The 20,963-nt window shown below is 31.0% G+C and carries 27 protein-coding genes; 24 read left to right on the top strand and 3 right to left on the bottom strand.

The window, feature by feature from the left end; translation table 11 throughout:
• Positions 1-2: 2 nt before the first annotated feature.
• The 20 genes from rlmB to ACY3JJ_RS07620 all read left to right on the top strand — a co-directional run bounded on the left by rlmB (position 3) and on the right by ACY3JJ_RS07620 (position 15,960).
• Complete coding sequence (gene rlmB / locus ACY3JJ_RS07715; protein WP_463091478.1) at positions 3-722, top strand: 23S rRNA (guanosine(2251)-2'-O)-methyltransferase RlmB; 720 nt, start codon at positions 3-5, stop codon at positions 720-722.
• The gene (gene xerD / locus ACY3JJ_RS07710) at positions 719-1,609 is read left to right on the top strand and encodes a site-specific tyrosine recombinase XerD (RefSeq protein ID WP_463091477.1); all 891 of its coding nucleotides are present in this window, start codon (positions 719-721) and stop codon (positions 1,607-1,609) included. Before rlmB ends, xerD begins: the two co-directional genes overlap by 4 nt.
• Entirely contained in the window at positions 1,606-2,790 is a 1,185-nt protein-coding gene (locus tag ACY3JJ_RS07705; RefSeq protein WP_463091476.1) for a phosphopentomutase, read from the top strand. Before xerD ends, ACY3JJ_RS07705 begins: the two co-directional genes overlap by 4 nt.
• Positions 2,787-4,091 (top strand): pyrimidine-nucleoside phosphorylase, encoded by a 1,305-nt coding sequence (locus ACY3JJ_RS07700; RefSeq protein ID WP_463091475.1) that lies wholly within the window; start codon positions 2,787-2,789, stop codon positions 4,089-4,091. The genes ACY3JJ_RS07705 and ACY3JJ_RS07700 overlap by 4 nt, the downstream gene beginning before the upstream one ends.
• Positions 4,092-4,100: 9 nt before the next feature.
• Positions 4,101-4,712: a site-2 protease family protein gene (locus ACY3JJ_RS07695; protein ID WP_463091474.1), complete on the top strand. Its 612-nt coding sequence runs from the start codon at positions 4,101-4,103 to the stop codon at positions 4,710-4,712.
• A gap of 42 nt (positions 4,713-4,754) precedes the next feature.
• Positions 4,755-5,747 carry a tryptophan--tRNA ligase gene (trpS, locus tag ACY3JJ_RS07690; protein WP_463091473.1) on the top strand — a complete coding sequence of 331 codons (993 nt, stop codon included), beginning with the start codon at positions 4,755-4,757 and terminating at the stop codon, positions 5,745-5,747.
• Positions 5,741-6,415, top strand: coding sequence for a segregation/condensation protein A (locus ACY3JJ_RS07685; protein WP_463083569.1), 675 nt, complete (start codon positions 5,741-5,743; stop codon positions 6,413-6,415). The genes trpS and ACY3JJ_RS07685 overlap by 7 nt, the downstream gene beginning before the upstream one ends.
• The gene (gene scpB, locus ACY3JJ_RS07680) at positions 6,390-6,899 is read left to right on the top strand and encodes an SMC-Scp complex subunit ScpB (RefSeq protein WP_463083570.1); all 510 of its coding nucleotides are present in this window, start codon (positions 6,390-6,392) and stop codon (positions 6,897-6,899) included. The genes ACY3JJ_RS07685 and scpB overlap by 26 nt, the downstream gene beginning before the upstream one ends.
• 2 nt (positions 6,900-6,901) lie before the next feature.
• The gene (locus tag ACY3JJ_RS07675) at positions 6,902-7,621 is read left to right on the top strand and encodes a pseudouridine synthase (RefSeq protein WP_463091472.1); all 720 of its coding nucleotides are present in this window, start codon (positions 6,902-6,904) and stop codon (positions 7,619-7,621) included.
• A complete protein-coding gene (locus ACY3JJ_RS07670; protein WP_463091471.1) occupies positions 7,597-8,340 on the top strand; it encodes a helix-turn-helix domain-containing protein in 744 nt (247 codons plus the stop codon). The genes ACY3JJ_RS07675 and ACY3JJ_RS07670 overlap by 25 nt, the downstream gene beginning before the upstream one ends.
• Positions 8,337-9,656, top strand: a complete 1,320-nt coding sequence (gene rimO, locus ACY3JJ_RS07665; RefSeq protein WP_463091470.1) for a 30S ribosomal protein S12 methylthiotransferase RimO — start codon at positions 8,337-8,339, stop codon at positions 9,654-9,656. Before ACY3JJ_RS07670 ends, rimO begins: the two co-directional genes overlap by 4 nt.
• On the top strand, positions 9,653-10,150 hold the full coding sequence (gene pgsA / locus ACY3JJ_RS07660) for a CDP-diacylglycerol--glycerol-3-phosphate 3-phosphatidyltransferase (RefSeq protein WP_463091469.1): 498 nt from the start codon (positions 9,653-9,655) through the stop codon (positions 10,148-10,150). Before rimO ends, pgsA begins: the two co-directional genes overlap by 4 nt.
• Positions 10,131-10,712 (top strand): RNA 2',3'-cyclic phosphodiesterase, encoded by a 582-nt coding sequence (thpR, locus tag ACY3JJ_RS07655; protein WP_463083575.1) that lies wholly within the window; start codon positions 10,131-10,133, stop codon positions 10,710-10,712. Before pgsA ends, thpR begins: the two co-directional genes overlap by 20 nt.
• Before the next feature lie 163 nt (positions 10,713-10,875).
• Complete coding sequence (speD, locus tag ACY3JJ_RS07650; protein ID WP_463083576.1) at positions 10,876-11,304, top strand: adenosylmethionine decarboxylase; 429 nt, start codon at positions 10,876-10,878, stop codon at positions 11,302-11,304.
• 35 nt (positions 11,305-11,339) lie between these two features.
• Positions 11,340-12,254 (top strand): polyamine aminopropyltransferase, encoded by a 915-nt coding sequence (gene speE, locus ACY3JJ_RS07645; protein ID WP_463091468.1) that lies wholly within the window; start codon positions 11,340-11,342, stop codon positions 12,252-12,254.
• A gap of 144 nt (positions 12,255-12,398) precedes the next feature.
• The gene (locus tag ACY3JJ_RS07640; protein ID WP_463091467.1) at positions 12,399-12,527 is read left to right on the top strand and encodes a hypothetical protein; all 129 of its coding nucleotides are present in this window, start codon (positions 12,399-12,401) and stop codon (positions 12,525-12,527) included.
• Complete coding sequence (locus ACY3JJ_RS07635; RefSeq protein WP_463091466.1) at positions 12,524-13,054, top strand: shikimate kinase; 531 nt, start codon at positions 12,524-12,526, stop codon at positions 13,052-13,054. Before ACY3JJ_RS07640 ends, ACY3JJ_RS07635 begins: the two co-directional genes overlap by 4 nt.
• On the top strand, positions 13,041-13,484 hold the full coding sequence (gene aroQ, locus ACY3JJ_RS07630; protein WP_463091465.1) for a type II 3-dehydroquinate dehydratase: 444 nt from the start codon (positions 13,041-13,043) through the stop codon (positions 13,482-13,484). The genes ACY3JJ_RS07635 and aroQ overlap by 14 nt, the downstream gene beginning before the upstream one ends.
• 218 nt (positions 13,485-13,702) lie before the next feature.
• Entirely contained in the window at positions 13,703-14,941 is a 1,239-nt protein-coding gene (locus ACY3JJ_RS07625; RefSeq protein ID WP_463091464.1) for a glycosyltransferase family 4 protein, read from the top strand.
• Positions 14,899-15,960, top strand: coding sequence for a glycosyltransferase (locus ACY3JJ_RS07620; protein ID WP_463091463.1), 1,062 nt, complete (start codon positions 14,899-14,901; stop codon positions 15,958-15,960). The genes ACY3JJ_RS07625 and ACY3JJ_RS07620 overlap by 43 nt, the downstream gene beginning before the upstream one ends.
• On the opposite strand, the gene ACY3JJ_RS07615 is transcribed toward ACY3JJ_RS07620, so the two are convergent.
• From ACY3JJ_RS07615 to rsmI, 3 genes are read right to left on the bottom strand one after another with little or no spacing between them, the layout of a single operon-like run.
• A complete protein-coding gene (locus ACY3JJ_RS07615) occupies positions 15,957-17,042 on the bottom strand; it encodes a type IV pilus twitching motility protein PilT (protein WP_463084442.1) in 1,086 nt (361 codons plus the stop codon). The genes ACY3JJ_RS07620 and ACY3JJ_RS07615 overlap by 4 nt on opposite strands.
• Positions 17,039-18,046 (bottom strand): phosphate acyltransferase PlsX, encoded by a 1,008-nt coding sequence (gene plsX / locus ACY3JJ_RS07610; RefSeq protein WP_463091462.1) that lies wholly within the window; start codon positions 18,044-18,046, stop codon positions 17,039-17,041. The genes ACY3JJ_RS07615 and plsX overlap by 4 nt, the downstream gene beginning before the upstream one ends.
• A 26-nt stretch (positions 18,047-18,072) precedes the next feature.
• Positions 18,073-18,936 carry a 16S rRNA (cytidine(1402)-2'-O)-methyltransferase gene (gene rsmI / locus ACY3JJ_RS07605; protein WP_463091461.1) on the bottom strand — a complete coding sequence of 288 codons (864 nt, stop codon included), beginning with the start codon at positions 18,934-18,936 and terminating at the stop codon, positions 18,073-18,075.
• 70 nt (positions 18,937-19,006) lie between these two features.
• Here rsmI and ACY3JJ_RS07600 point away from each other — a divergent pair, with 70 nt between their 5' ends.
• Genes ACY3JJ_RS07600 through rpoZ form a run of 4 tightly spaced genes read left to right on the top strand, consistent with a single transcriptional unit; the run spans position 19,007 to position 20,959 of the window.
• Positions 19,007-19,864 (top strand): YicC family protein, encoded by an 858-nt coding sequence (locus tag ACY3JJ_RS07600; RefSeq protein ID WP_463091460.1) that lies wholly within the window; start codon positions 19,007-19,009, stop codon positions 19,862-19,864.
• Between the two features lie 18 nt (positions 19,865-19,882).
• Positions 19,883-20,143, top strand: coding sequence for a DUF370 domain-containing protein (locus ACY3JJ_RS07595; protein ID WP_463083587.1), 261 nt, complete (start codon positions 19,883-19,885; stop codon positions 20,141-20,143).
• Positions 20,140-20,769, top strand: a complete 630-nt coding sequence (gene gmk / locus ACY3JJ_RS07590) for a guanylate kinase (RefSeq protein WP_463091459.1) — start codon at positions 20,140-20,142, stop codon at positions 20,767-20,769. Before ACY3JJ_RS07595 ends, gmk begins: the two co-directional genes overlap by 4 nt.
• Positions 20,756-20,959 carry a DNA-directed RNA polymerase subunit omega gene (rpoZ, locus tag ACY3JJ_RS07585; protein ID WP_463084437.1) on the top strand — a complete coding sequence of 68 codons (204 nt, stop codon included), beginning with the start codon at positions 20,756-20,758 and terminating at the stop codon, positions 20,957-20,959. The genes gmk and rpoZ overlap by 14 nt, the downstream gene beginning before the upstream one ends.
• The last annotated feature ends 4 nt before the right edge of the window (positions 20,960-20,963 follow it).

Genomic DNA, 20,963 nt, shown 5'->3' with positions numbered 1-20,963 from the left:
TTATGGAAGAGAAAATATATGGAAAAAATTCTGTTTTAGAGGCTTTAAAAGGAGATTTGAATATAAACAAGATTTATATTGCAAAGGGTATTCATTTTGATAAAAAATTTAAGGAGATAATAAACCTTGCTAAAGAGAAAAATATACCTATTCAATATGTGGATAGAAATTTTATTGATAATGAAGTAAAAGATAATTCTCAAGGTATATTAGCTATTGTCTCATCTGTTCCATATGTTTCTTGGGAAGACTTAAAAACAAAGTTGGATAATAATAGCATAATCGTAATTTTAGATCATATTCAAGATCCGAGAAACTTAGGTGCGATTGCTCGAACCTGTGAGTTTTTAGGGGCATCTGCTATTGTAATCCCTAAATATAGAAGTGTTGGATTAACTCCTACTGTTTTTAAGGCTTCAGCTGGTGCTTTATCTTTTATACCTGTTGTTAGAGTATCTAATGTGGCAAATTTTTTAAGGGATCTTAAAGAGGAGAATTTCTTTATAGTAGGCGCGGATTTGGATACTGATATTGAATTCGATAAAGTAAAATACAGATTTCCTTTGGCTTTAGTAATAGGGAGTGAAGGTGAGGGTCTTCACAGGCTTGTTAAAGAATCTTGTGATCTTTTAGTGAAGATATCACCCTATGGAAAAGTGAACTCATTGAATGTATCAGTTGCTCTTGGAATTATTTTGTATAAGATAAGAGAAAGTCTATGAGGGATAAATTAGAAGATTTTCTTTTTTATTTGAAATTCGAAAAAAATTTATCCTCTAATACTTTAGAAGCATATAAAAGGGATTTAGAACATTTTATTTCATTCTTAAAAGAAGAGAAGAAGAATTTAAAGGATTTTAATAGAGAAGATTGGCAGAAATATCTATCTACCTTATATAAGGAGTATAAGATAAAATCTATTGCCCGAAAGATTTCAGCTATAAGAACTTTTTTGAGATTTCTCATAAGAGAAGGCTATCTTTCTAAAAATTATGGAAGTATAATACTGACTCCTAAAATACCTATTTATCTTCCTGAGGTTTTAGATAAAAAAGAGATAGATAGTATTTTAGATCTTCCTGATCCTTCCTCTCCTTTAGGTATTAGGAATCAGGCTATTTTGGAAACCCTATACGGTACAGGTATAAGGGTTTCTGAGTTAGTTAATCTAAATTTATATAATGTTAACTTGAAAGAAAAATATATAAGGTGTTTTGGAAAAGGAGAAAAGGAAAGAATTGTTCCAATAGGAGAGTACGCTTCAGAGAGTATTGAGAAATATCTTAAAGTAAGGGAATATTTTAAGCCTGTAGATAGCGATGCTTTATTTTTAAATAAAAAAGGATATAGGATTACAAGACAAGGTGTTTGGTATATCATAAAAGTATATTCTAAGGTCTTAGGTTTATCTAAAAAAGTATCTCCACATACTTTTAGACATACCTTTGCTACTCATTTATTAATCAATGGTGCTGATATCCGTATTGTTCAGGAGCTTCTTGGTCACTCTGATATATCTACGACGCAAATATATACTCATGTAGTTTCTAGTAAATTACATGAAGTTTATAGAAGAGCACATCCTTTGGGGCGGAGGCAAGAAAAATGAAACGTGTAATATTAATAGTATTAGATGGAGTGGGAATTGGTGAACTTCCTGATGCTTCTAAGTATGGAGATGAAGGAAGTAACACATTAGCAAATACAGCAGAAGCAGTGGGAGGATTAAATTTACCTAATATGGGTAAATTAGGTTTATCTAATATATATCCTATAAAAGGAATTCCTTACGAAGAAAAGCCTTTGGCATTTTATGGAAAGATGGCTGAAGCTTCTCCAGGAAAAGATACTACTACTGGTCATTGGGAAATATCAGGTATAATTTTGGATAAACCCTTTCCTACTTACCCAAATGGATTTCCAAAAGAGATAATAGAAAAATTTGAAAAAGCTATTGGGAGGAAAGTTTTAGGGAATAAGCCTGCTTCAGGAACAGAGATAATTAAGGAATTGGGAGAAGAACATATTAAAACTGGTTATCCTATTGTTTACACATCAGCAGATAGTGTGTTTCAGATTGCAGCTCATGAGGATATTATCCCTGTAGAAGAGTTATATAGAATGTGTGAAATAGCTCGTTGTATTTTACATGGTGAACATGCGGTTGCAAGGGTTATTGCGAGACCTTTTGCAGGAACCTCTGGTAATTTTTATCGTACTCCTAAGAGAAAAGATTTTTCATTACCTCCGCCCCGTAATACTCTTTTAGATCTTTTAAAAAATAATGATTATGATGTAATTGGGGTAGGAAAGATAGAAGATATTTTTGCAGGAAGAGGATTAACATATTCTCTTCATCAAAAAAATAATGCAGAGGGTATAGAAAACATTTTTCTTGCTTGGAACAAATTAAAAGAGGGTCTCATTTTTGTAAATTTAGTAGATTTTGATACCCTTTACGGTCATAGAAATGATCCTTTGGGTATGGCTAAAGCTTTGGAAGAGTTTGATAAAGCCTTACCAATGATTTTGAAATTATTATCTGATAAAGATCTTTTAATAATAACCGCAGATCATGGATGTGATCCTACAACTCCAAGTACGGATCATTCAAGAGAGTATGTTCCTCTGCTTATCTATTCTCCAGATTTTAAAAACAACTATTCTTTAGGGATACAAAGGACATTTGCTAATTTAGGAAAGACGATAGCAGATTACTTTAAGGTTGAAAATAATCTTGATGGGGAGAGTTTCTTAAGTATTATTCAGAAAGGGTGGAATATATTATGAATATGGTAGATCTTATTATTAAAAAGAGAGATGGACATCCATTAACTTACGATGAAATATCATATATAGTTAATGGTTATGTAAAGGGAGATATACCAGATTATCAAATGTCGGCTTTGCTTATGGCAATTTATTTTAGAGGTATGAATATTCAAGAGATTGTTTCTTTAACAAAGGAAATGGCTTTTTCAGGTAAGGTTTTAGATTTATCAAATATTCCAGGAACAAAAATAGATAAACATAGTACAGGGGGTGTAGGTGATAAAACAACATTAGTTTTTGCCCCTCTTATTGCATCCTTAGGGTATCCTGTAGCAAAAATGTCAGGAAGGAGTCTGGGACATACAGGAGGTACTATTGATAAATTAGAGTCAATCCCAGGTTTTAGAACTTATTTATCCGATGAAGAATTTATTAAGCAAGTTAAAGAAATAGGAATAGCTATAGTAGGTCAAACAGAGAATTTAGTACCAGCTGATAAAAAAATATATGCTTTAAGAGATGTAACAGGAACTGTTGATTCTATTCCTCTTATCGCAAGTAGCGTAATGAGTAAAAAGATAGCAGGGGGTTCGGATGTAATTGTATTGGATGTTAAGGTAGGTAAAGGAGCATTTATGAAAGATATAAATTCAGCTAAGGAGTTGGCTAAAATCATGGTTGAAATTGGGAAAAATATGGGTAGAAAAATGGCTGCTGTAATATCTCAAATGGACCAGCCCTTAGGGAACGCTGTTGGTAATTCTTTAGAAGTTTTAGAGGCAATAGAGGTATTAAAGGGTAGAGGTCCTTCAGATCTAATAGAGTTAGTAACGGTTTTATCAATTGTTGCCCTTAAAGTTGCTGGAGAGAAAGAAGATGACGAGATTTTGAGAGAAAAAGTTAAGAGTGCTTTACTAAGTGGAAAGGCCTTGAATAAACTTAGAGATTTAATAATTTATCAAGGAGGAGATCACAAGATTATTGATGATTACTCTCCTCTTTTAAATGCCAAAGTACAAAAAGAGATATATACCTTAGAAGAGGGGTATATTGAAGAGTTAGATGCATACAGGGTAGCTCAAACGGTGATGACCTTAGGTGCAGGAAGGGCTAAAAAGGATGATATGATTGATCTTTTCGTGGGTTTAAAATTGCATAAGAAGATAGGAGATAAAGTTACTAAAAATGAACCTATAGTAACTTTTTATGCTAATGATGCTGAAAAATTAAGAAAAGCTCAAGAGATATTTAAAGAAGCGATAAAAATAGGTCCCTATAAAAGGGAGCCATTACCATTAATATTGGATATAATTATGTAGGAGGTATTTATGGGATTTAATAACTTAGTGTTGTATTTGTGGAGAATATTAGCTATATTGATAGCAATAACAGTTCATGAATATGCTCATGGAAAGATGGCTGAAATAGAAGGTGATCCTACTCCTCGTCTTTTAGGCAGGTTAAGCTTGAATCCTTTAGCTCATATAGATCCTATTGGTTTTTTAATGCTACTCTTTTTTAGGTTTGGTTGGGCAAAGCCTGTTCCAGTTAATTTTGATAATTTAAGAAGAGGTGAAAAAAGTGTAGTTTTGGTATCTTTAGCAGGCCCTTTTGCTAATTTCGCCTTAGCTTTTTTAGTAAGTATATTTTGGAGAATAGAAGGATTATATATTCCAATTGGTTTTATCAGATTCTGTATAGAGCTTGCTATTCTTAATGTTTTTTTAGGGGTTTTTAATTTAATACCTATTCCTCCTTTAGATGGCTCTCATGTATTAGAAGCAATTCTTCCTTATAAGTATAGAAGGTATTATCGATCTTTAGGAATTTATGGTATATTTATCCTAATGATTCTTATTTTGACTAATGTTCTTTATATAATTATGAGTCCCCTTTTAAGTTTCTTCCTTTATCTTTTAGGACTAAAATTTTTGATATAATCCTATCTTGAAAAGATACTGAATTATCTGGGAGGGTTTTGAATGAAGGCTGGGAGAATATTAAGCGGTATGAGACCAACGGGAAAGTTGCATTTGGGACATCTTTTGGGAGTTTTAAAGAATTGGGTAGAACTTCAAGATTCCTATGAATGCTTTTTTGAAATTGCTGACTGGCATGCCTTAACCACACATTATAGGGAGACAGAAGAGGTGAAAGATAATGTTTTTAATATGATATGTGATTGGTTAGCAGTAGGAATAGATCCTAACAAAGCAGTGATATTTAGGCAATCAGATATAACTGAGCATGCTGAACTTTTTCTGTTATTTTCTATGTTTGTACCTTTACCATGGTTAGAAAGGAATCCTACCTATAAAGAGCAGTTAAGAGAGATGGAAGGAAGAGACCTTTTTACATATGGATTCTTAGGTTATCCTGTTCTCCAAGCTGCAGATATTTTAATTTATAGAGCTGATACTGTCCCTGTTGGAGAGGATCAGTTACCTCATTTAGAACTTACTCGAGAGATAGCAAGAAGATTTAATTATTTTTATTCTCCCATATTTCCAGAACCTCAAGCTAAACTTTCTGATGTCCCAGAACTTGTAGGGACAGATGGGAGAAAAATGTCAAAAAGTTATGGCAATACAATTCCTTTAGATACAGAGGAGGAAGAACTTAAAAAGATAATAAGAGGGATGGTAACTGATCCTGCACGTATAAGGAGAAATGACCCAGGACATCCAGAAGTTTGTACTGTTTTTGCTTATCATAAAATCTTTAATAAAGAGGAAACTGAAGAGATTGCAGAGGCCTGTAGAAGGGCTGAGATTGGATGTGTGGAGTGTAAAATGAAACTTTCAGAAAAATTAAATAGTTTTTTGACACCTATTAGGGAAAAACGTAAGGTTTATTTTAATGATGAAAAGACTACTTGGGATATTCTATTTGAAGGAAATAAAAAGGCTCGAGAAGAAGCCCAAAAAACCATGGATATTGTTAGAGAAGCTATGGGATTAAAGATAAAATGGTAATTAATCCATTTCTCACAATAAAAGAATTTTTGCAAAAGGAGATTGATATATCTATTTTTCCTCTTAAGGATTTGATTGATCAGTATTACTCATTGGGAGAAAATAAGTGGAATGATCTTGAGCTTACGACATCTTTTTTAGATGTAACAGTAGAAATATTAGAGAGTAAAATTAAAAGATTATTCGGTTTAAGAAAGAAGGATATATCTGACGGAGAGAAAAAGGAAGATGAATTTTTGCTTTTTTCTGATGATTGGAGAGAATTGGTTCCTTATCTAAAGGAAAAAGAGGAAAGGAGCCTTCTCATATTTAGACGAGATTTTAGCAAAAAGGAAGACGTATTAATTTTGAATCAAAATGAAAAAATAAATTTGACAGAAATTTATCTTCTCTTTCTGGAAAGAAAAAAAAGCTTAATACAGAATTTAAATTATTTAGAGGATCATTTTACAATAGATATTGAAAATAAAGCTTTGGATATTATGGCTAAAAAAGAAGGAAAATTTTCGGAGATAGTGAAGGGGAAAAATAAAATAGATAAAATCTGTTATTTTCTTGCTTTATGTGATTTAGCAAATAAAGGAAAGGTTGTGGTTTTCCAAAATGAATATTTAGGAGAGATAATTTTTAAAGTGGTGGAAGATGAGAGAGTTGAGACAAAAGTATAAAAAACAGATAGAAGCTATTCTTTTTGTTTCTGAGAAACCTATTTCTTCTAAGGAGATAGCTAAAATCTTGGATATAGATGATAAAGAGGTAGAGGAATTATTAGAAGAACTTAAAAAAGAGTATGAAGAAAGAGGTATTAATATTTATAAAATAAATGATGGATATGAATTTGCAACCTCTCCAGATGCTGCAGAAGCTGTATGGAGATATACATCTAAGGGTACTGAGAGATTATCAAGATCAGCTTTAGAGGTGCTTGCTATAATCTATTATCATCAACCTATAACAAAGACTGAGATAGAAGCTATAAAGGGAACAAAAGTTGATGGAATTCTTTCTAATTTATTAGAGCGAAGGCTTATAAGGATTATAGGAAGAAAAGAGACTATTGGAAGACCATTTATATATGGAATTGGAGAAGAATTCTTTAGATATTTTATTATAGAAGATAAAAAAGAATTAGAGGAAAGAGTTAAAAAATAGGTATGGAAAGACTTCAAAAATATATTGCAAAATGCGGTTTTGCTTCTCGTAGAAAAGCAGAGGAACTTATTATTCAAGGTAAGGTAAAAGTAAATGGAAATGTAATAACTACCTTAGGTTATAAAATAGATCCAGAGAAAGATAGAGTAGAAGTAGAAGGAAAAATTTTAATTCCAGAAAAAAAGATCTATTTGGCTTTATATAAGCCTGTGGGCTATATATCAAGCTTATATGATCCCTTTGGAAGAAAAACAGTAAAAGATCTTTTATTAATCAAAAATATATCCTATAGGGTATATCCTGTAGGAAGATTAGATCAAGATAGCGAAGGTCTTTTACTTTGTACTAATGATGGGGAGATTGCTAATTATATTATTCATCCGAAATATAAAATACCTAAGGTTTATGAAGTAATAGTAAAAGGAATTCCGAAAGAGGAAGAGTTGAAAAAACTGAGAGAAGGTGTTATTTTAGAAGAAGGAAAAACATTACCAGCTGAATTTGTAATACTTTGGGCTAAAGGAAATATAAGCATGCTTAGAGTGGTTTTATATCAAGGGTGGAAAAGACAGATAAGGAGAATGTTATCCTTGTTTAATTATGAAGTGTTAAAATTGAAAAGGATACAAATAGGAGAAATAAAGCTTGGAAATTTAAAACCAGGAGATATTAGGTTTTTGAGTAAAAGAGAGTTGACATGGTTAGAGAGACTAAAGGCTTAGGAGAGATATTTAGAGAAGAGAGAGAGAAGAAAGGATTAGATTTAAAAGAGGTTTCTTCTCTTTTAAAGATAAGTTATAGATATTTAGAAGCTATAGAGAATGATACTTTTGATAAGGTTAATCTATCTGATTTTTATAAAAAGGCAATCATTAAGAAATATGCAAATATTATTGGCCTAAATGAAAGTAATATCATAGATTTATACTACTCACAGTATGGGAGAAAGGAAGATAAAATAGAGATACCTTTACAAAATAAGGATAGAAGTAGTTGTGAGTGGAAATATGGAGTATATATCTTGGTTGTTGTTATACTCTTAACAACTATTTTTATATCATCATATTTTCAATCAAGATCAATAACTCAAAAAGAACCTACATATACTCTTTATTCTATAAGTAATCAGCAAGAAAGTTCATATACATATTCCCTTGGAAGCTTTACTTATACTTCTACTGAGACGATCTTTCCCCAGGGTGAAAATACATTAAATTCTACTATAAAGGTAGTTGCCAATGAAAGAACTTGGATTAGGGTTTTCAATGATGAAAAAATTATTTATGAGGGAATTTTAAATAAGGGAGATACATTAACTTGGACTTATACATCTTTATATTTTCATATAGGAAATGCAGGGGGTATAGAAATATTTTATAATGAACAAAGCATGGGAGTTTTAGGAAAAAGAGGAGAAGTAATAAAAGTAAAGGTACCATGAAAAAGGCAGGTATAATACATTTAGGTTGCGCTAAAAATCAAGTGGATACAGAAATAATTTTAGGATTTTTGAAAGAATTAGGATATACTCTTACATCCTCAGAAGAAGAGGCAGATATTCTATTAGTTAATACTTGCGCTTTTATAAAACCTGCTTTAGAGGAATCGGAAAGTAATATACGTTCATTAGAAAAATATAAGAAATTAGGTAAAAAGATAGTAGTTACAGGTTGCCTTGTGGAAAGATTTAAAAAGGATTTGGAGAGTAAATTCCCATTTGTAGATTTATTTATAGGTCCTGGTGAATATATGAATTTCAAAAATTTGTTGAATAAGGATAACGGATTTACGGAAAAAGTTATTACCTCTCCAGCTTCTAACTTTCTTTATACTTCTGCAATGACCCGATTACTTTTTACTCCTTATAGTGCATATGTGAAAATATCAGAAGGATGTAATAATTTTTGTAGTTATTGTACTATTCCGTATATAAGGGGTAGGATGCGAAGTAGAGAGATAGAAGATATTTTAAATGAGGTAGAGAAATTAATAAGAAATGGTGTAAAAGAGATTAATATGATATCTCAAGATACCACAAGATATGGTGAAGATTTATATGGAAAACCTTCCTTAGCAAGACTTCTTAGTAAGCTTGAAAAAATTGAAGGAGATTTTTATATAAGATTGCTATATTTGTATCCAAGTAGATTAGGTAATGAAATTATCCAACTTATAAAGAATTCTGAGAAGATTGTGCCTTATTTTGATATTCCCTTACAACATGTTAATGATGAGATCCTTAAAAATATGAATAGAAGTTATGGAAAAAATGAAATAATTAATATTTGGAATAAGATTCGTGAAAATTTTCCTGATGCTGTAATTAGAACTACATTTATTGTTGGATTTCCAGGAGAATCAGAAAAAAAGTTTGAGGAATTATATAATTTCATACAAGAATACTATTTTGATAGACTTGGAGTTTTTCCATATTATCCGGAGGATGGTACCAAAGCCCAAAATCTTCCAGAGCAAATAGATGAAGAAGAAAAGAAAAAAAGGGTAGATATTATTATGAGTACACAAAAGGAAATATCTAAGGATTTAAATAAAAAGATGGTAAATAAAGAGTTAGAAGTTATAGTAGAAGGTTTTGATGGGCGATATTTTTACGGAAGAAGTTGGAGAGAAGCTCCAGAAGTAGATGGTCTTATCTACATAGTAGGGGCAGAAAAAAAGAAAATTAAAATGGGCGAAAAAGTAAAGGTTAGAATTAAAAAATACAAATCTTATGATTTATTAGGAGAGATAGTATGAATATTCCTAATTTCCTAACTATTTTCCGTATTTTCTTAACTTTACCTATCCTTTTACTTTTTCCGAAGAGTCCTTTTTTATCTTTTGCTTTATTCTTATTAGCTATTCTGACTGATTATTTAGATGGAGAAATTGCTCGAAGGTATAACAAAATTTCTAATTTAGGTAAATTTTTGGATCCGTTAGCTGATAAGATCTTGGTTATAAGTGTTTTAATATATTTTGTTAGTATGAATTTGATTTCGCCTTGGATTGTAATATTTATTCTTTTCCGAGAATTTATGGTTACGGGATTGAGAATGGCATTACTACAAAAAAATATAATTCTCCCTGCATTAAGATCAGGCAAGATAAAAACAGTTTTTCAAGATATGGCTATAATTTTTTTTATTCTAAACCTACCTTTAAAAGAGTATTTGATAGGAATTGCTTTAATTTTGACTTTATATTCTGGAGCTTATTATTTTTACAAATATGGCAAAGAAATCTTCTAAAGACATAAGTTATAAAAGATTATTTATAGCCATAGATTTTCCAGAAGATCTAAAGGAAAAGATTTTTGTTTTTCAGAAAAGTGTAAGAAATTCCATAATTGGTAATGTAAAATGGGTCGAAAAAGAGAATTTTCATCTTACTTTAAGGTTTATAGGAGAAGTTTCTGAAAAGTATGTTGATGAAATTAAAGAGGTTTTGGATGAGGTAAGTCACTATGTAGAGTCTTTTTCTATAACTTTAGAGGGTTTTGGGGGATTTCCGTCTCTTAGTTCTCCAAGAGTATTATGGATAGGAATTAAAGATGGATTAGGAAATTTGGAAAAGATCTTTGATCTTATTGAACGACGTTTGGTAAAAAAAGGAATACCAAAAGAGAAAAAGCCTTTTTCTCCTCATCTAACTCTTGGAAGGGTTAAAGAGAATATTAGAATTTTACAGGATTTTGATTTTAAAAAGGAAGAGATTTTAGTTGAAGAAATTGTACTTTTTGAAAGTACTCTTACTCCTCAAGGACCTATATATCAACCAATTTATAAAGTAACTCTTAAAAAACATATATAAATAGAAAAAAATCTTAAAATAATGCAAAAAATAGGATAAAGAAGAATAAATTTTCAAAAAACTCCTATTTTTAGTTATTTTTCCTAGAAAATCTCTTGATAAATAATGGTGTTAGTGATAAAATTGCTTTCGTAAAATTTTTGAGAAAGGAGGCGGGACCGAGGTGAATATCACTGGGAAATCCTTAGGAAGACATATTTTAGCTGAGATGTACAATTGCAACCGTGAAATATTAAATGATGTGGAAAAGATTAAGGAAATAATGGTAAATGCAGCTGTTGTTGCTGGAGCAGAAGTGGTTGAGGTTGTATTTCACAAATTTAGTCCATACGGTGTAAGCGGGGTAGTAGTTATATCTGAATCTCATCTTGCTATACATACATGGCCAGAATATGGATTTGCTGCTTGTGATCTTTTTACTTGTGGAGATCATGTTAATCCATGGAAGGCTTTTGAATATTTAAATAATTATTTGCAGGCAGAACAAGTAATAACTTTTGAGGCCAAGCGCGGTATTCTCCCAATAGAGGAAGGTAATTTTAATTATAAACCGAAGGAGGAGAAGGAAAAGGAAAAAGAGACTGTAGGTTGACTGGTAAAAAATAATATTGGAAAGGTGGACAATGTATGGATGCTTATTGGATAATTGAAAAAAATCATCCCAGTGAGATTCACTGGCATGGTATAAGTAGGTTTTATTATACAGGGCAATCACCTTTTCAAAAGATTGAGATTATAGAAAGTAGTTTTTATGGAAAGTGTTTAGTTTTGGATGGAAGAATTCAATCTAGTGAAAAGGATGAATTTATATATCACGAAGCAATAGTACATCCTGCGCTTATTTTAAATCCATCCAAAGAAAAGAAAGTTTTGATTATGGGTGGAGCTGAAGGTGCCACTCTGCGTGAAGTTTTAAGACATAAAGATGTAAAGGAAGCGGTAATGGTGGATATAGATGGAGAAGTAGTTAGGGTTTCAAAAGAGTTTTTGCCAGAGTGGCATCAAGGTTCTTTTGAAGACCATAGAACAAAACTTGTTATAGATGATGCAAGGGTCTACTTGGAAAGAACAGAGGATCAATTTGATGTAATTATAAGTGATTTATCTGAACCTATGGAAGGAAGTCCAGCTGTTAAATTGTTTACTTATGAATTTTATAATATTGTTAAACAACATTTAAAGGAAGATGGAATTTTTGTAATGCAGGCGGGTACTACACATCATTTAAAGATATATTTCCATGCAGTGATGAATTCAACATTAAGAGCTATTTTTAAAAAGGTTAGATCTTATCAAGCTTATGTACCTGCTTATGATTTCATATGGAGTTTTATATTTGCAAGTGATAAAATAGATCCAAAAGAATATTCAGAAAAAGAAATTGATGATATATTGAAAGATAAAGGCTTAGAGGGGCTGAAGTTTTATGATGGGGAAACCCATAAAATGATGTTTTCATTACCTAAAAATCTAAGAAATATAATTGAAAAGGAAGATAGAGTAGCATATGATAATGCTCCTCTATATGCGGTAGAGGATTAAAAGGGAGGTATTTAATGTTTTGTTGTGAAGATTGTCCATATTATAATGAGTGTTTGAATCACAAGATAGGATGTTGTCAGAAGTGTCCCCATTATAATAACTGTTATGATGTGAGAGAAGGGTATAATTCGGAGGGATAGTTTTATGGCAAAGAAAGTAAAAACCAAAAAAGAAAAGAAAATGCATGTTATCAGGATAGTTGCGCTGATTGTGTCGGTATTTTTTTTGGCGAGCATATTCATACTTTGGGGAATGTATTTTATTGGTAGATGAATATAAATAGGATAGCCCTTATAGGTTTCATGGGTAGTGGGAAAACCACAGTAGGTTTATTTTTGTCAAAAGAGTTGAGTTATCCTTTTATTGATTTGGATTGTTATATAGAAGAAAAAGAGGGGGAAAAAATAACTAAAATTTTCTCCGATAAGGGTGAGGATTATTTTAGGGAAATGGAGTCATTTTATCTTAATGAAGTGATAGAGGATTATGAAAAAGTTATAATCTCAACAGGAGGAGGAATTATATTAAGGGAGAAGAATAGAAAATTATTAAAAGAAAAATCCTTTGTTATTTATCTGTATGGTGATTTTGATACTTTGATAAATAGGTTGCAAAAATACGAAGAGTTTAAAAAAAGACCGATTCTTAGAAGAGATATAAAAGAAGTTAAAGAGATATATGAAATGAGGGAAAAGTATTATAGAGAGACCGCTCATATGATTTTAGATACTGAAGGGAAAGATCCTAATTTAATTGTTAAAGAGATAATTAAAGGTCTGCATGCATATGGAGAAATGTAAAATATTATTAGTACATGGTCCAAATCTTAATCTTTTGGGTATTAGAGAACCCCATATCTATGGAGATATAGATTTTAAAACTCTTAATGATATAATTACAAAAAAAGCAAAAGAGAAAGGGTTTGAGATAACTATTTTGCAATCCAATTATGAAGGTCAGATTATAGATTGGATTCAGGATTTAGGTAGTAAAGTAGACTTTATTATTATTAATGCGGGGGCTTTAACCCATTATAGTTATGCAATAAGAGATGCTATAACAGCAGTAAAAAAGCCCACTGTAGAAGTTCATTTAAGTAATATTTATGCAAGAGAAGATTTTCGACATAAGTCAGTCATTGCTCCAGTATGTATAGGTCAAATATCAGGATTTGGAATTTATAGTTATCTTCTTGCCTTAGATTATATTTCCTATATTTGTAACTCTTGATTAGAAATCTTTTATTCATACTATTATCATCTCAAGTATACAACTTGACTATTTTTCTGTTATTATATATAATTTTTACAGATAGATATATAATGTAAATATATAAAAAAGTAACTATTTTTGGTACCACAAAAATCAGTAAACTACAATCTGATCTAAAGTTTCATCTAAAAACAAATCTTTCCTTATTCTCACTCTTATAAAGGAGGTGGGGACTTATGGTAAAAGATAAAGTAGCTATAAATGTGGCTTTTTTGAGTACTTATCCTCCAAGAGTATGTGGTATAGCAACTTTTACTGAAGATTTGGTATCTGAAATAGATAAAATTGCTCCTTTATATAATCCTTTTGTTAATACAAATGTTATTGCTATAAGTGATGATTTTTATCTTTATGATGAGAAAGTTATTAAAGAATTAAAACAATTTGAAGAGGAAAGTTATTTTGAAGTTGCACAATTTATCAATGAATCAGATATAGATCTTTTGGTAATACAACATGAGTATGGTATATATGGTGGGGAATATGGAGAATATCTTCTTCATTTAGTTGATAATACTAAGAAACCATTTATATTTGTTTTGCATACAGTCCTATTAAATCCAATCGACAAACAAAAGTACATTGTAAGTTATATCGGGTCAAAAGCAGTAAAAGTGGTAACAATGGCTAGAAATACAATTGAATTATTGGTGAATATTTACAATATACCTGAGGACAAGATTTTACATATTCCTCATGGTGTTCCAATAAATACTAAAGTAGACAGGGAAAAACTTAAGAGAGAGCTTGGTTTAGAAGGAAGATTTGTAGTAAGCACATTCGGACTTATTGGACCGGGAAAGGGAATTGAATATGCTATTGAAGCTATTGCTAAAGTAAAAGATAAGATTCCCAGTATCATATATTTAATTCTTGGCAGAACTCATCCTGGTGTAATTAAGCATTCTGGAGAAAGTTATAGAGATAAATTGATGAATATGGTTAAGGAGTATAATTTAGAGGATCATGTAATGTTCGTAAATAGATATTTAACATTAGATGAGATTTTGAAATATTTACAATTGTCAGATATCTATGTGACGCCATATTTAAGTAAAGAACAAGCAGTAAGTGGCACATTGAGTTATGCTCTTGCTTCTGGAAAAGTTATCATATCAACGGCTTATAGATATGCAGAGGAACTTCTTTCAGATGGAAGAGGAATATTAGTTGATTTTAGAGATTCTAATGCTATTGCTGAAGCTATTAAAGAAGTTTACTACAATAAAGATCTTAGAGAAAGTATTGAGAAAAAAGCCTTTGAATACGGCAAAAGTATGTGGTGGAATGTAGTGGCAGAGAAATATATAAAGTTGTTTGACGAAGTTGTAAATAAAAAGATAGAGACATTTAGTGGAAGGAGGTGGAAAAAATGGAACTTATTCGCCCCAGAGATGAACATTTATTCAGATTAACTGATGATACTGGAATTATTCAACACTCAAAGTTTGGAGTTCCAGATCCCCGTTTTGGGTATACTACCGATGATAATTCAAGAGCCTTAATTGTTGCTACTATGTTCTATAGAAATTATAGAGAGGAAAAATATTTGGATCTTATATATAGATATTCATCTTTTATATTAAATGCTCAAACCCCAAAAGGTAACTTTAGAAATTTTATGAGTTATGATAGAAGATTTTTAGAAGATGAAGGTTCTGAAGATAGTTTTGGAAGAACAATATGGGCTCTTGGTTACTGTGTTTCTGAGAATATACTACCTTTAAATGTAAGAATGCTTTATAAAGAACTTTTGCATAATGCTTTGAAATATATTGAATATATAAAATCTCCAAGAGCTAAAGCATATGTTATATTAGGGTTATACTATTCTTTAAAAGAAAGCACCTTAGATAGAGCTCAAATTAAGGAATATGTTTCTCACCTTTCCAAATCCTTGGTAAGGCAATTTAGAGAAAATATGGATGAATCATGGAAATGGTTTGAAGATATAATGGCGTATAGTAATGCGATTCTTCCTCTCTCTCTTTTTGTGTCTTATAAGGTGTTAAGAGAAAAAGATATCTGGGATGTAGCATTAGATAGTATGGAGTTTTTAGAGAAAATTGTATTTAGATATGGATATTTTAAACCCATAGGTTGTAATGGTTGGTATATAAGAGGTGGAACTATAGCGGAATATGATGAACAACCACTAGAAGCAGGAGAAATGATATTGCTTTACAAAGAGGCTTATGAAGTTCTAAAAGATGTAAGTTATATTGGTAAAGCTAAAGATGTCTTTATGTGGTTTCATGGAAAAAACTCAAGGAAAGTGTCTCTTATAGATAATGAGACATATGGATGCTACGATGCTATAACTCCTGATGGAGTTAACCTGAATCAAGGGTCTGAAAGCTTGCTTTCCTATCTATTAGCATATTTTACAATGATGGATTTGCTAAGTGTTAGAAAAGAATTAACTGCAGTTTAGCCTGCTGTGATGCCTTTGATGGCAAGTTCTAAGTCTGAAGGATTAGGACTTGCCATCAAAGCTTCACTTGCTTCTATTATGTTTTTTCTATAGAGCTCTAATAAGTGTTGATTGAAGGATTGCATTCCTTCTAATTGACCTTCTTGAATAATCTTTGGAATCTCTGTTAGTTTATTCTCTCTTATCCATTTTCTTACAGTAGAATTCCCTATTAGAACTTCGCATGCAGGAACTAAGCCCATTTTATCTTTTCGTTTAAGAAGCCTTTGGGAAATAATTCCTACTAAGGTACTTGCAAGCTGAAATCTAACTTGATTTTGCTGGTGGGGAGGAAACATATCTACGATTCTACTTATTGTAGAAACGGCATCTATAGTATGCAAGGTGCTTAGTACCAAATGTCCAGTTTCGGCCGCCTGCAGGGTTACAGAAACGCTTTCAAGATCTCTTAACTCTCCTACCATAATTACGTTTGGGTCTTCCCTTAAAGCCATTTTAAGAGCTGAAGAAAAAGAAGCAGTGTCAATACCTATTTCTCTTTGAGAGATGAGAGATAATTTGTCTGTAAAGACATATTCAATAGGGTCTTCAATAGTGATGATATTTAGGTTCTCATTTTGATTTAAATATTCGATCATTGCTGCCAATGTGGTAGACTTCCCAGAACCAGATGGGCCAGTAACCAATATGAGACCCGCTCTCTTCATTACAAGACTTTTTATTATTTGAGGGAGACCTAATTCCTCTATTGATGGTATATTAATTTTTATTAATCTCATGGAAATGGCTATGGTTTGTCTTTGGGTATAGACGTTTACTCTAAATCTTGCTAATCCTTTTTTTTCAAAAGGAAAATCTACTTCTTTGTTCTTTTGAAATATTTCTCTTGCTGTTGGAGGCATTATACTGAAGGCTAAGTTTTCTACCTCCTCTGAAGTTAAAGGATCCTCTTTTAATAAGACTATATCTTTCATGATTCTTACTGCAGGAGGTGTTCCCACTTTAAGATGGATATCTGAAGCATCAAGATTTATTGCAAGATTGATAATTTTTTCAAATTTATCAGGTCTAATTTTCCTCACCCCTCTATGGAAAGTTTTTCTAATCCTTCCATAATTTTATCATTAATTCTTAAGTTTATCACCTTTTCTGCTAATTTTAGTGCATTTTTAATAGCTTTGGACTTTGATCTTCCATGGGAGATGATAACATTACCATTTATCCCAAGAAGAGGAGCTCCACCAAATTCGCTATAATCCATACTTTTTTTCACATTTCTGAATTTTGATTTTAGGAGTAAAGCGAGAATAATACTCCACCATGAACTCTTTAATTCTTTTGATATTAATTCAAGTAAGGTTTCTGCTACACCTTCCGCTGTTTTTATGGCAATATTTCCTACAAAGCCGTCGCATACAATTATATTAACTATTCCTTTAAATAAATCTTTTCCTTCCACATTTCCATAAAAATTGAAATAAGGCGTATTCTTTAATAAAGAATAAGTTTCTTGAACCAACTGATTACCTTTTCCCTCTTCTTCACCTATATTTAGTAATGCTATTTTAGGATTTTCTACATTAAAAATTGATTCCATATATATTTTACCCATTAAGGCAAATTGTACTAAATACTCCTTTTTACAATCTACATTTGCCCCTATATCTAACATAATAGTGGGTATATTGTTTATAGTAGGAAGAACTGTAGTTATAGCTGGTCTTTTAATTCCCTTTAGCCTTCCTAAATAGAGTAATGCACTACTCATTACTGCTCCAGTGTTACCTGCAGATACCATTCCATCTACACTTTTTTCCTTTATTAATTTAATAGATTTTACAATTGAGGAATTTTCTTTTTCTTTTACTGCAAAAGCTGGATGTTCGTGCATTTCTATTACTTCTTCTGCGTGGACTATTTCAATTCTATGTTTCTCAAATTTATATTTATTTAACTCGTATTCAATTAACGTTTTATTCCCTACAAGTACAATTGTCGATTTTATTTCAGGTAGTGCTTCAATGGTTCCTTTTACAATCTCTATAGGAGCATAATCTCCCCCCATTGCGTCAAGAGCTATTTTCATGAAACAAAATTCCTCCTTTCTAAATGTTATAATATTCTCTTAATTTTCTCTTTTAGGTTTATTGATGCCTTATAAACTTCCTTTTTAGGTATATTTAATTTTTTAGATACTTTCTCAATTGCGTCTTTTAAAGATAGGTCTTGTTTAATAACTTCATCAAAAAGTATAGCTTCAATAGAAATATCTTTTTTAAAGTCTTTTTTAGCCTTTCCTTCCCAGTGCACTATAATAGTATATTCCCCTTTTTCTTTATTTGGATCTTTATTAACTTCCTCTATTACCTTTTCTATATTACCATAATATACCTTTTCGAAGGTTTTTGTAAGTTCTCTACATACGCATAATATAGAATTGGGAAATATTTTTAATATATCTTGCAAAAGTTCATCAATTCTCTTGGGAGATTCATATATAACAAAAGTTTCTATCTCTTTTTCTTCTATCTTTTTTAAATACTCTGTTCTTTTTGATGATTTAGGCAAAAAACCTGCAAAGTAGAAGGTGTTAAGAGGGAGTCCTGATATGGAAAGAGCTGCTATTAGTGATGAGGGGCCAGGAATTGGAATTACATCTATATTATTTTCTCTAGCAGTTTTTACTATTTGATAACCAGGATCAGATATACATGGTGTTCCAGCATCTGAAACCAAAGCAATATCTAAATTTTTTTTAATAAGTAAATCTAAAAATAATTTTACCCTTTTTTCCTCGTTATATTTGTGATAAGAGATGATAGTTTTATTTTCAATCTCGTATTTTTTTAATAAAATCTTAGTATGATTAGTATCCTCAGCAGCAATTATTGGACAGCTTTTTAGAACCTCTATAGCTCTAAAAGTAATATCTTTTAAATTTCCTATTGGTGTTGCTACTACATATAATTTTCCCATACTTACCTTAAATTATAAATATATTTTTCCACTTGGCAAATGTAAAGTGGTGAAGTAAAATTATAGTAAAATGAAAAGTATGACTTCTTCAGCATTTAGAGAATTTGTTATTGATAGCCTTACTTTTTTTTTAGAAATAAAAGGCTATAATCATCGTTTTTTAGAAATTAAGGTAAACCTACCTGATGCTCTTTCTTTTTTAGAAAGGGAAATAATTGCTGAGATAAAACGCTATGTAAAAAGGGGATATGTGGTTTTTTCCTTAAAGATTCATAAATCACCTGAAAATTATTCAAGGTTAAATATAGATCTTCTTAGTAATATCTTAAAAGATCTTGGTAAAATTACTGGAAATTCAGAGGCTATATATAATTGGAAAGAGATTCTTGCTAACCCTCAAGTATTCTTTACAGAAAATAGAATTTTTAGTGAAGAGGATTGTAAAAAAATAATTTCCGAGACAAAATTGTTAATAGAAGAGTTTGATAGATATAAAAGGGAAGAAGGAGAAAGCATTAAAAGGGCTATATTAGAAAGTTTAAATAAAATAGAAATACTCCTTTCTAATGTTAAAAGGGAAGAAGAGAATTGGCAAAAAGAGGCAAAACTTTTTTTAGAAAAGAAGTTAAAGGAATTTGAATTCAACATTATAAATGAGGATAGACTTTATCAAGAAATTGCTCTTCTTCTTATGAAAACTGATATCAATGAAGAGATAACTAGGATTGATGAATTTATAAGAAGATTTTATGAAGAGATAAAAAAGGATGGGTCTATAGGGAAAACATTGGAATTTATACTTCAAGAAATGAATAGAGAAATAAATACTTTATCAAGTAAAACTGCAAAAACGTCTATTATGTTTTATGCTATTGATCTAAAAAAAGAATTGGAAAAAATTAGAGAATTAACATTAAATATTGAATAGAGGGGAGTGGAACTAATTATGAAACTTATTAATATTGGGTTTGGTAATATGGTGGTGAGCTCGAGAGTTGTGGCTATTATAAGTCCTGATTCTGCACCCATAAAAAGGTTTTTATCTGATGCTAAAAATCGTAATGAACTTATAGATGCAACTTATGGGAGAAAGACAAGAGCTGTACTTGTATTAGATAGTGGTCATATAGTTTTGTCTGCTTTACATCCAGAAACTATTGCAGCAAGAATAGAGGGTGGAGAAAAATTAGAGGAGAATGAAAAATGATTTTTAAGGGGAATCTTTTTGTTCTTTCTGGCCCTTCTGGAGTTGGTAAGGATGCTATTTTAGAAAGACTTCTTGGATTGGTACCAAACTTAGTAAAATCTGTATCTTTTACCACAAGACCCAAAAGATTAGGAGAGGTAGAAGGTAAAAGTTACTATTTTACAGATGAAAAAACTTTTAAGGAAATGGTTGAAAAGGGAGAGTTCTTAGAATGGGCAGCGGTGCATGGATATCTATATGGTACTCCCAAGAGAATAATAGAGGAGTTTGTAAATAAAGGGGTTGATGTTATATTAAAAATTGATGTGCAAGGTGGAATAAATGTGAAAAAGATTTATGATAAAGCCATATTAATATTTGTTTTACCACCTGATTTTGAAGAATTAAAAAGAAGACTTATAGGCAGAGAAACAGAGGATCTAAGAGATTTAGAAATCCGTCTTAAGAATGCTCCTCTTGAAATTTCTAAAATTTCTTATTATGATTATGCTGTTATAAATGATGATCTAGAAAATGCAGTTGATAGAGTAAGAAGTATTATAATAGCAGAGAGGCATAAACTTTGTAGGGAGAAAATTGAATATTTTTTAAAATCATTTGGAGGTGAGTTTAATGAAAGAACTTAATATTGATGAACTTTTAGAAAAAATCTCAAATAAATATGTATTGACAGTAACAGTTTCAAAAAGGGCAAGACAAATTTTTGAGGAACTAAAGTTCTTAAAGACTGTGGCTAAGGATCCATTAATTCTTGCTATGGAAGAAATAGCTAAAGGAAAGGTTACCTTTAAAGAGGGAGAAGAGAGCGAACTATAAGAAC

Source organism: Dictyoglomus sp. DH, assembly GCF_055181375.1.
The sequence above is the reverse complement of the archived record's forward strand: the minus strand, read 5'-3'. Positions and strand labels throughout refer to the sequence as shown.

Coding starts and splice junctions, on each gene's coding strand:
- rlmB (WP_463091478.1), top strand. CDS start 3: ATGGAAGAGAAAATATATGGAAAAAATTCTGTTTTAGAGGCTTTAAAA.
- xerD (WP_463091477.1), top strand. CDS start 719: ATGAGGGATAAATTAGAAGATTTTCTTTTTTATTTGAAATTCGAAAAA.
- ACY3JJ_RS07705 (WP_463091476.1), top strand. CDS start 1,606: ATGAAACGTGTAATATTAATAGTATTAGATGGAGTGGGAATTGGTGAA.
- ACY3JJ_RS07700 (WP_463091475.1), top strand. CDS start 2,787: ATGAATATGGTAGATCTTATTATTAAAAAGAGAGATGGACATCCATTA.
- ACY3JJ_RS07695 (WP_463091474.1), top strand. CDS start 4,101: ATGGGATTTAATAACTTAGTGTTGTATTTGTGGAGAATATTAGCTATA.
- trpS (WP_463091473.1), top strand. CDS start 4,755: ATGAAGGCTGGGAGAATATTAAGCGGTATGAGACCAACGGGAAAGTTG.
- ACY3JJ_RS07685 (WP_463083569.1), top strand. CDS start 5,741: ATGGTAATTAATCCATTTCTCACAATAAAAGAATTTTTGCAAAAGGAG.
- scpB (WP_463083570.1), top strand. CDS start 6,390: ATGAGAGAGTTGAGACAAAAGTATAAAAAACAGATAGAAGCTATTCTT.
- ACY3JJ_RS07675 (WP_463091472.1), top strand. CDS start 6,902: ATGGAAAGACTTCAAAAATATATTGCAAAATGCGGTTTTGCTTCTCGT.
- ACY3JJ_RS07670 (WP_463091471.1), top strand. CDS start 7,597: ATGGTTAGAGAGACTAAAGGCTTAGGAGAGATATTTAGAGAAGAGAGA.
- rimO (WP_463091470.1), top strand. CDS start 8,337: ATGAAAAAGGCAGGTATAATACATTTAGGTTGCGCTAAAAATCAAGTG.
- pgsA (WP_463091469.1), top strand. CDS start 9,653: ATGAATATTCCTAATTTCCTAACTATTTTCCGTATTTTCTTAACTTTA.
- thpR (WP_463083575.1), top strand. CDS start 10,131: ATGGCAAAGAAATCTTCTAAAGACATAAGTTATAAAAGATTATTTATA.
- speE (WP_463091468.1), top strand. CDS start 11,340: ATGGATGCTTATTGGATAATTGAAAAAAATCATCCCAGTGAGATTCAC.
- ACY3JJ_RS07640 (WP_463091467.1), top strand. CDS start 12,399: ATGGCAAAGAAAGTAAAAACCAAAAAAGAAAAGAAAATGCATGTTATC.
- ACY3JJ_RS07635 (WP_463091466.1), top strand. CDS start 12,524: ATGAATATAAATAGGATAGCCCTTATAGGTTTCATGGGTAGTGGGAAA.
- aroQ (WP_463091465.1), top strand. CDS start 13,041: ATGGAGAAATGTAAAATATTATTAGTACATGGTCCAAATCTTAATCTT.
- ACY3JJ_RS07625 (WP_463091464.1), top strand. CDS start 13,703: ATGGTAAAAGATAAAGTAGCTATAAATGTGGCTTTTTTGAGTACTTAT.
- ACY3JJ_RS07620 (WP_463091463.1), top strand. CDS start 14,899: ATGGAACTTATTCGCCCCAGAGATGAACATTTATTCAGATTAACTGAT.
- plsX (WP_463091462.1), bottom strand. CDS start 18,046: ATGAAAATAGCTCTTGACGCAATGGGGGGAGATTATGCTCCTATAGAG.
- rsmI (WP_463091461.1), bottom strand. CDS start 18,936: ATGGGAAAATTATATGTAGTAGCAACACCAATAGGAAATTTAAAAGAT.
- ACY3JJ_RS07600 (WP_463091460.1), top strand. CDS start 19,007: ATGAAAAGTATGACTTCTTCAGCATTTAGAGAATTTGTTATTGATAGC.
- ACY3JJ_RS07595 (WP_463083587.1), top strand. CDS start 19,883: ATGAAACTTATTAATATTGGGTTTGGTAATATGGTGGTGAGCTCGAGA.
- gmk (WP_463091459.1), top strand. CDS start 20,140: ATGATTTTTAAGGGGAATCTTTTTGTTCTTTCTGGCCCTTCTGGAGTT.
- rpoZ (WP_463084437.1), top strand. CDS start 20,756: ATGAAAGAACTTAATATTGATGAACTTTTAGAAAAAATCTCAAATAAA.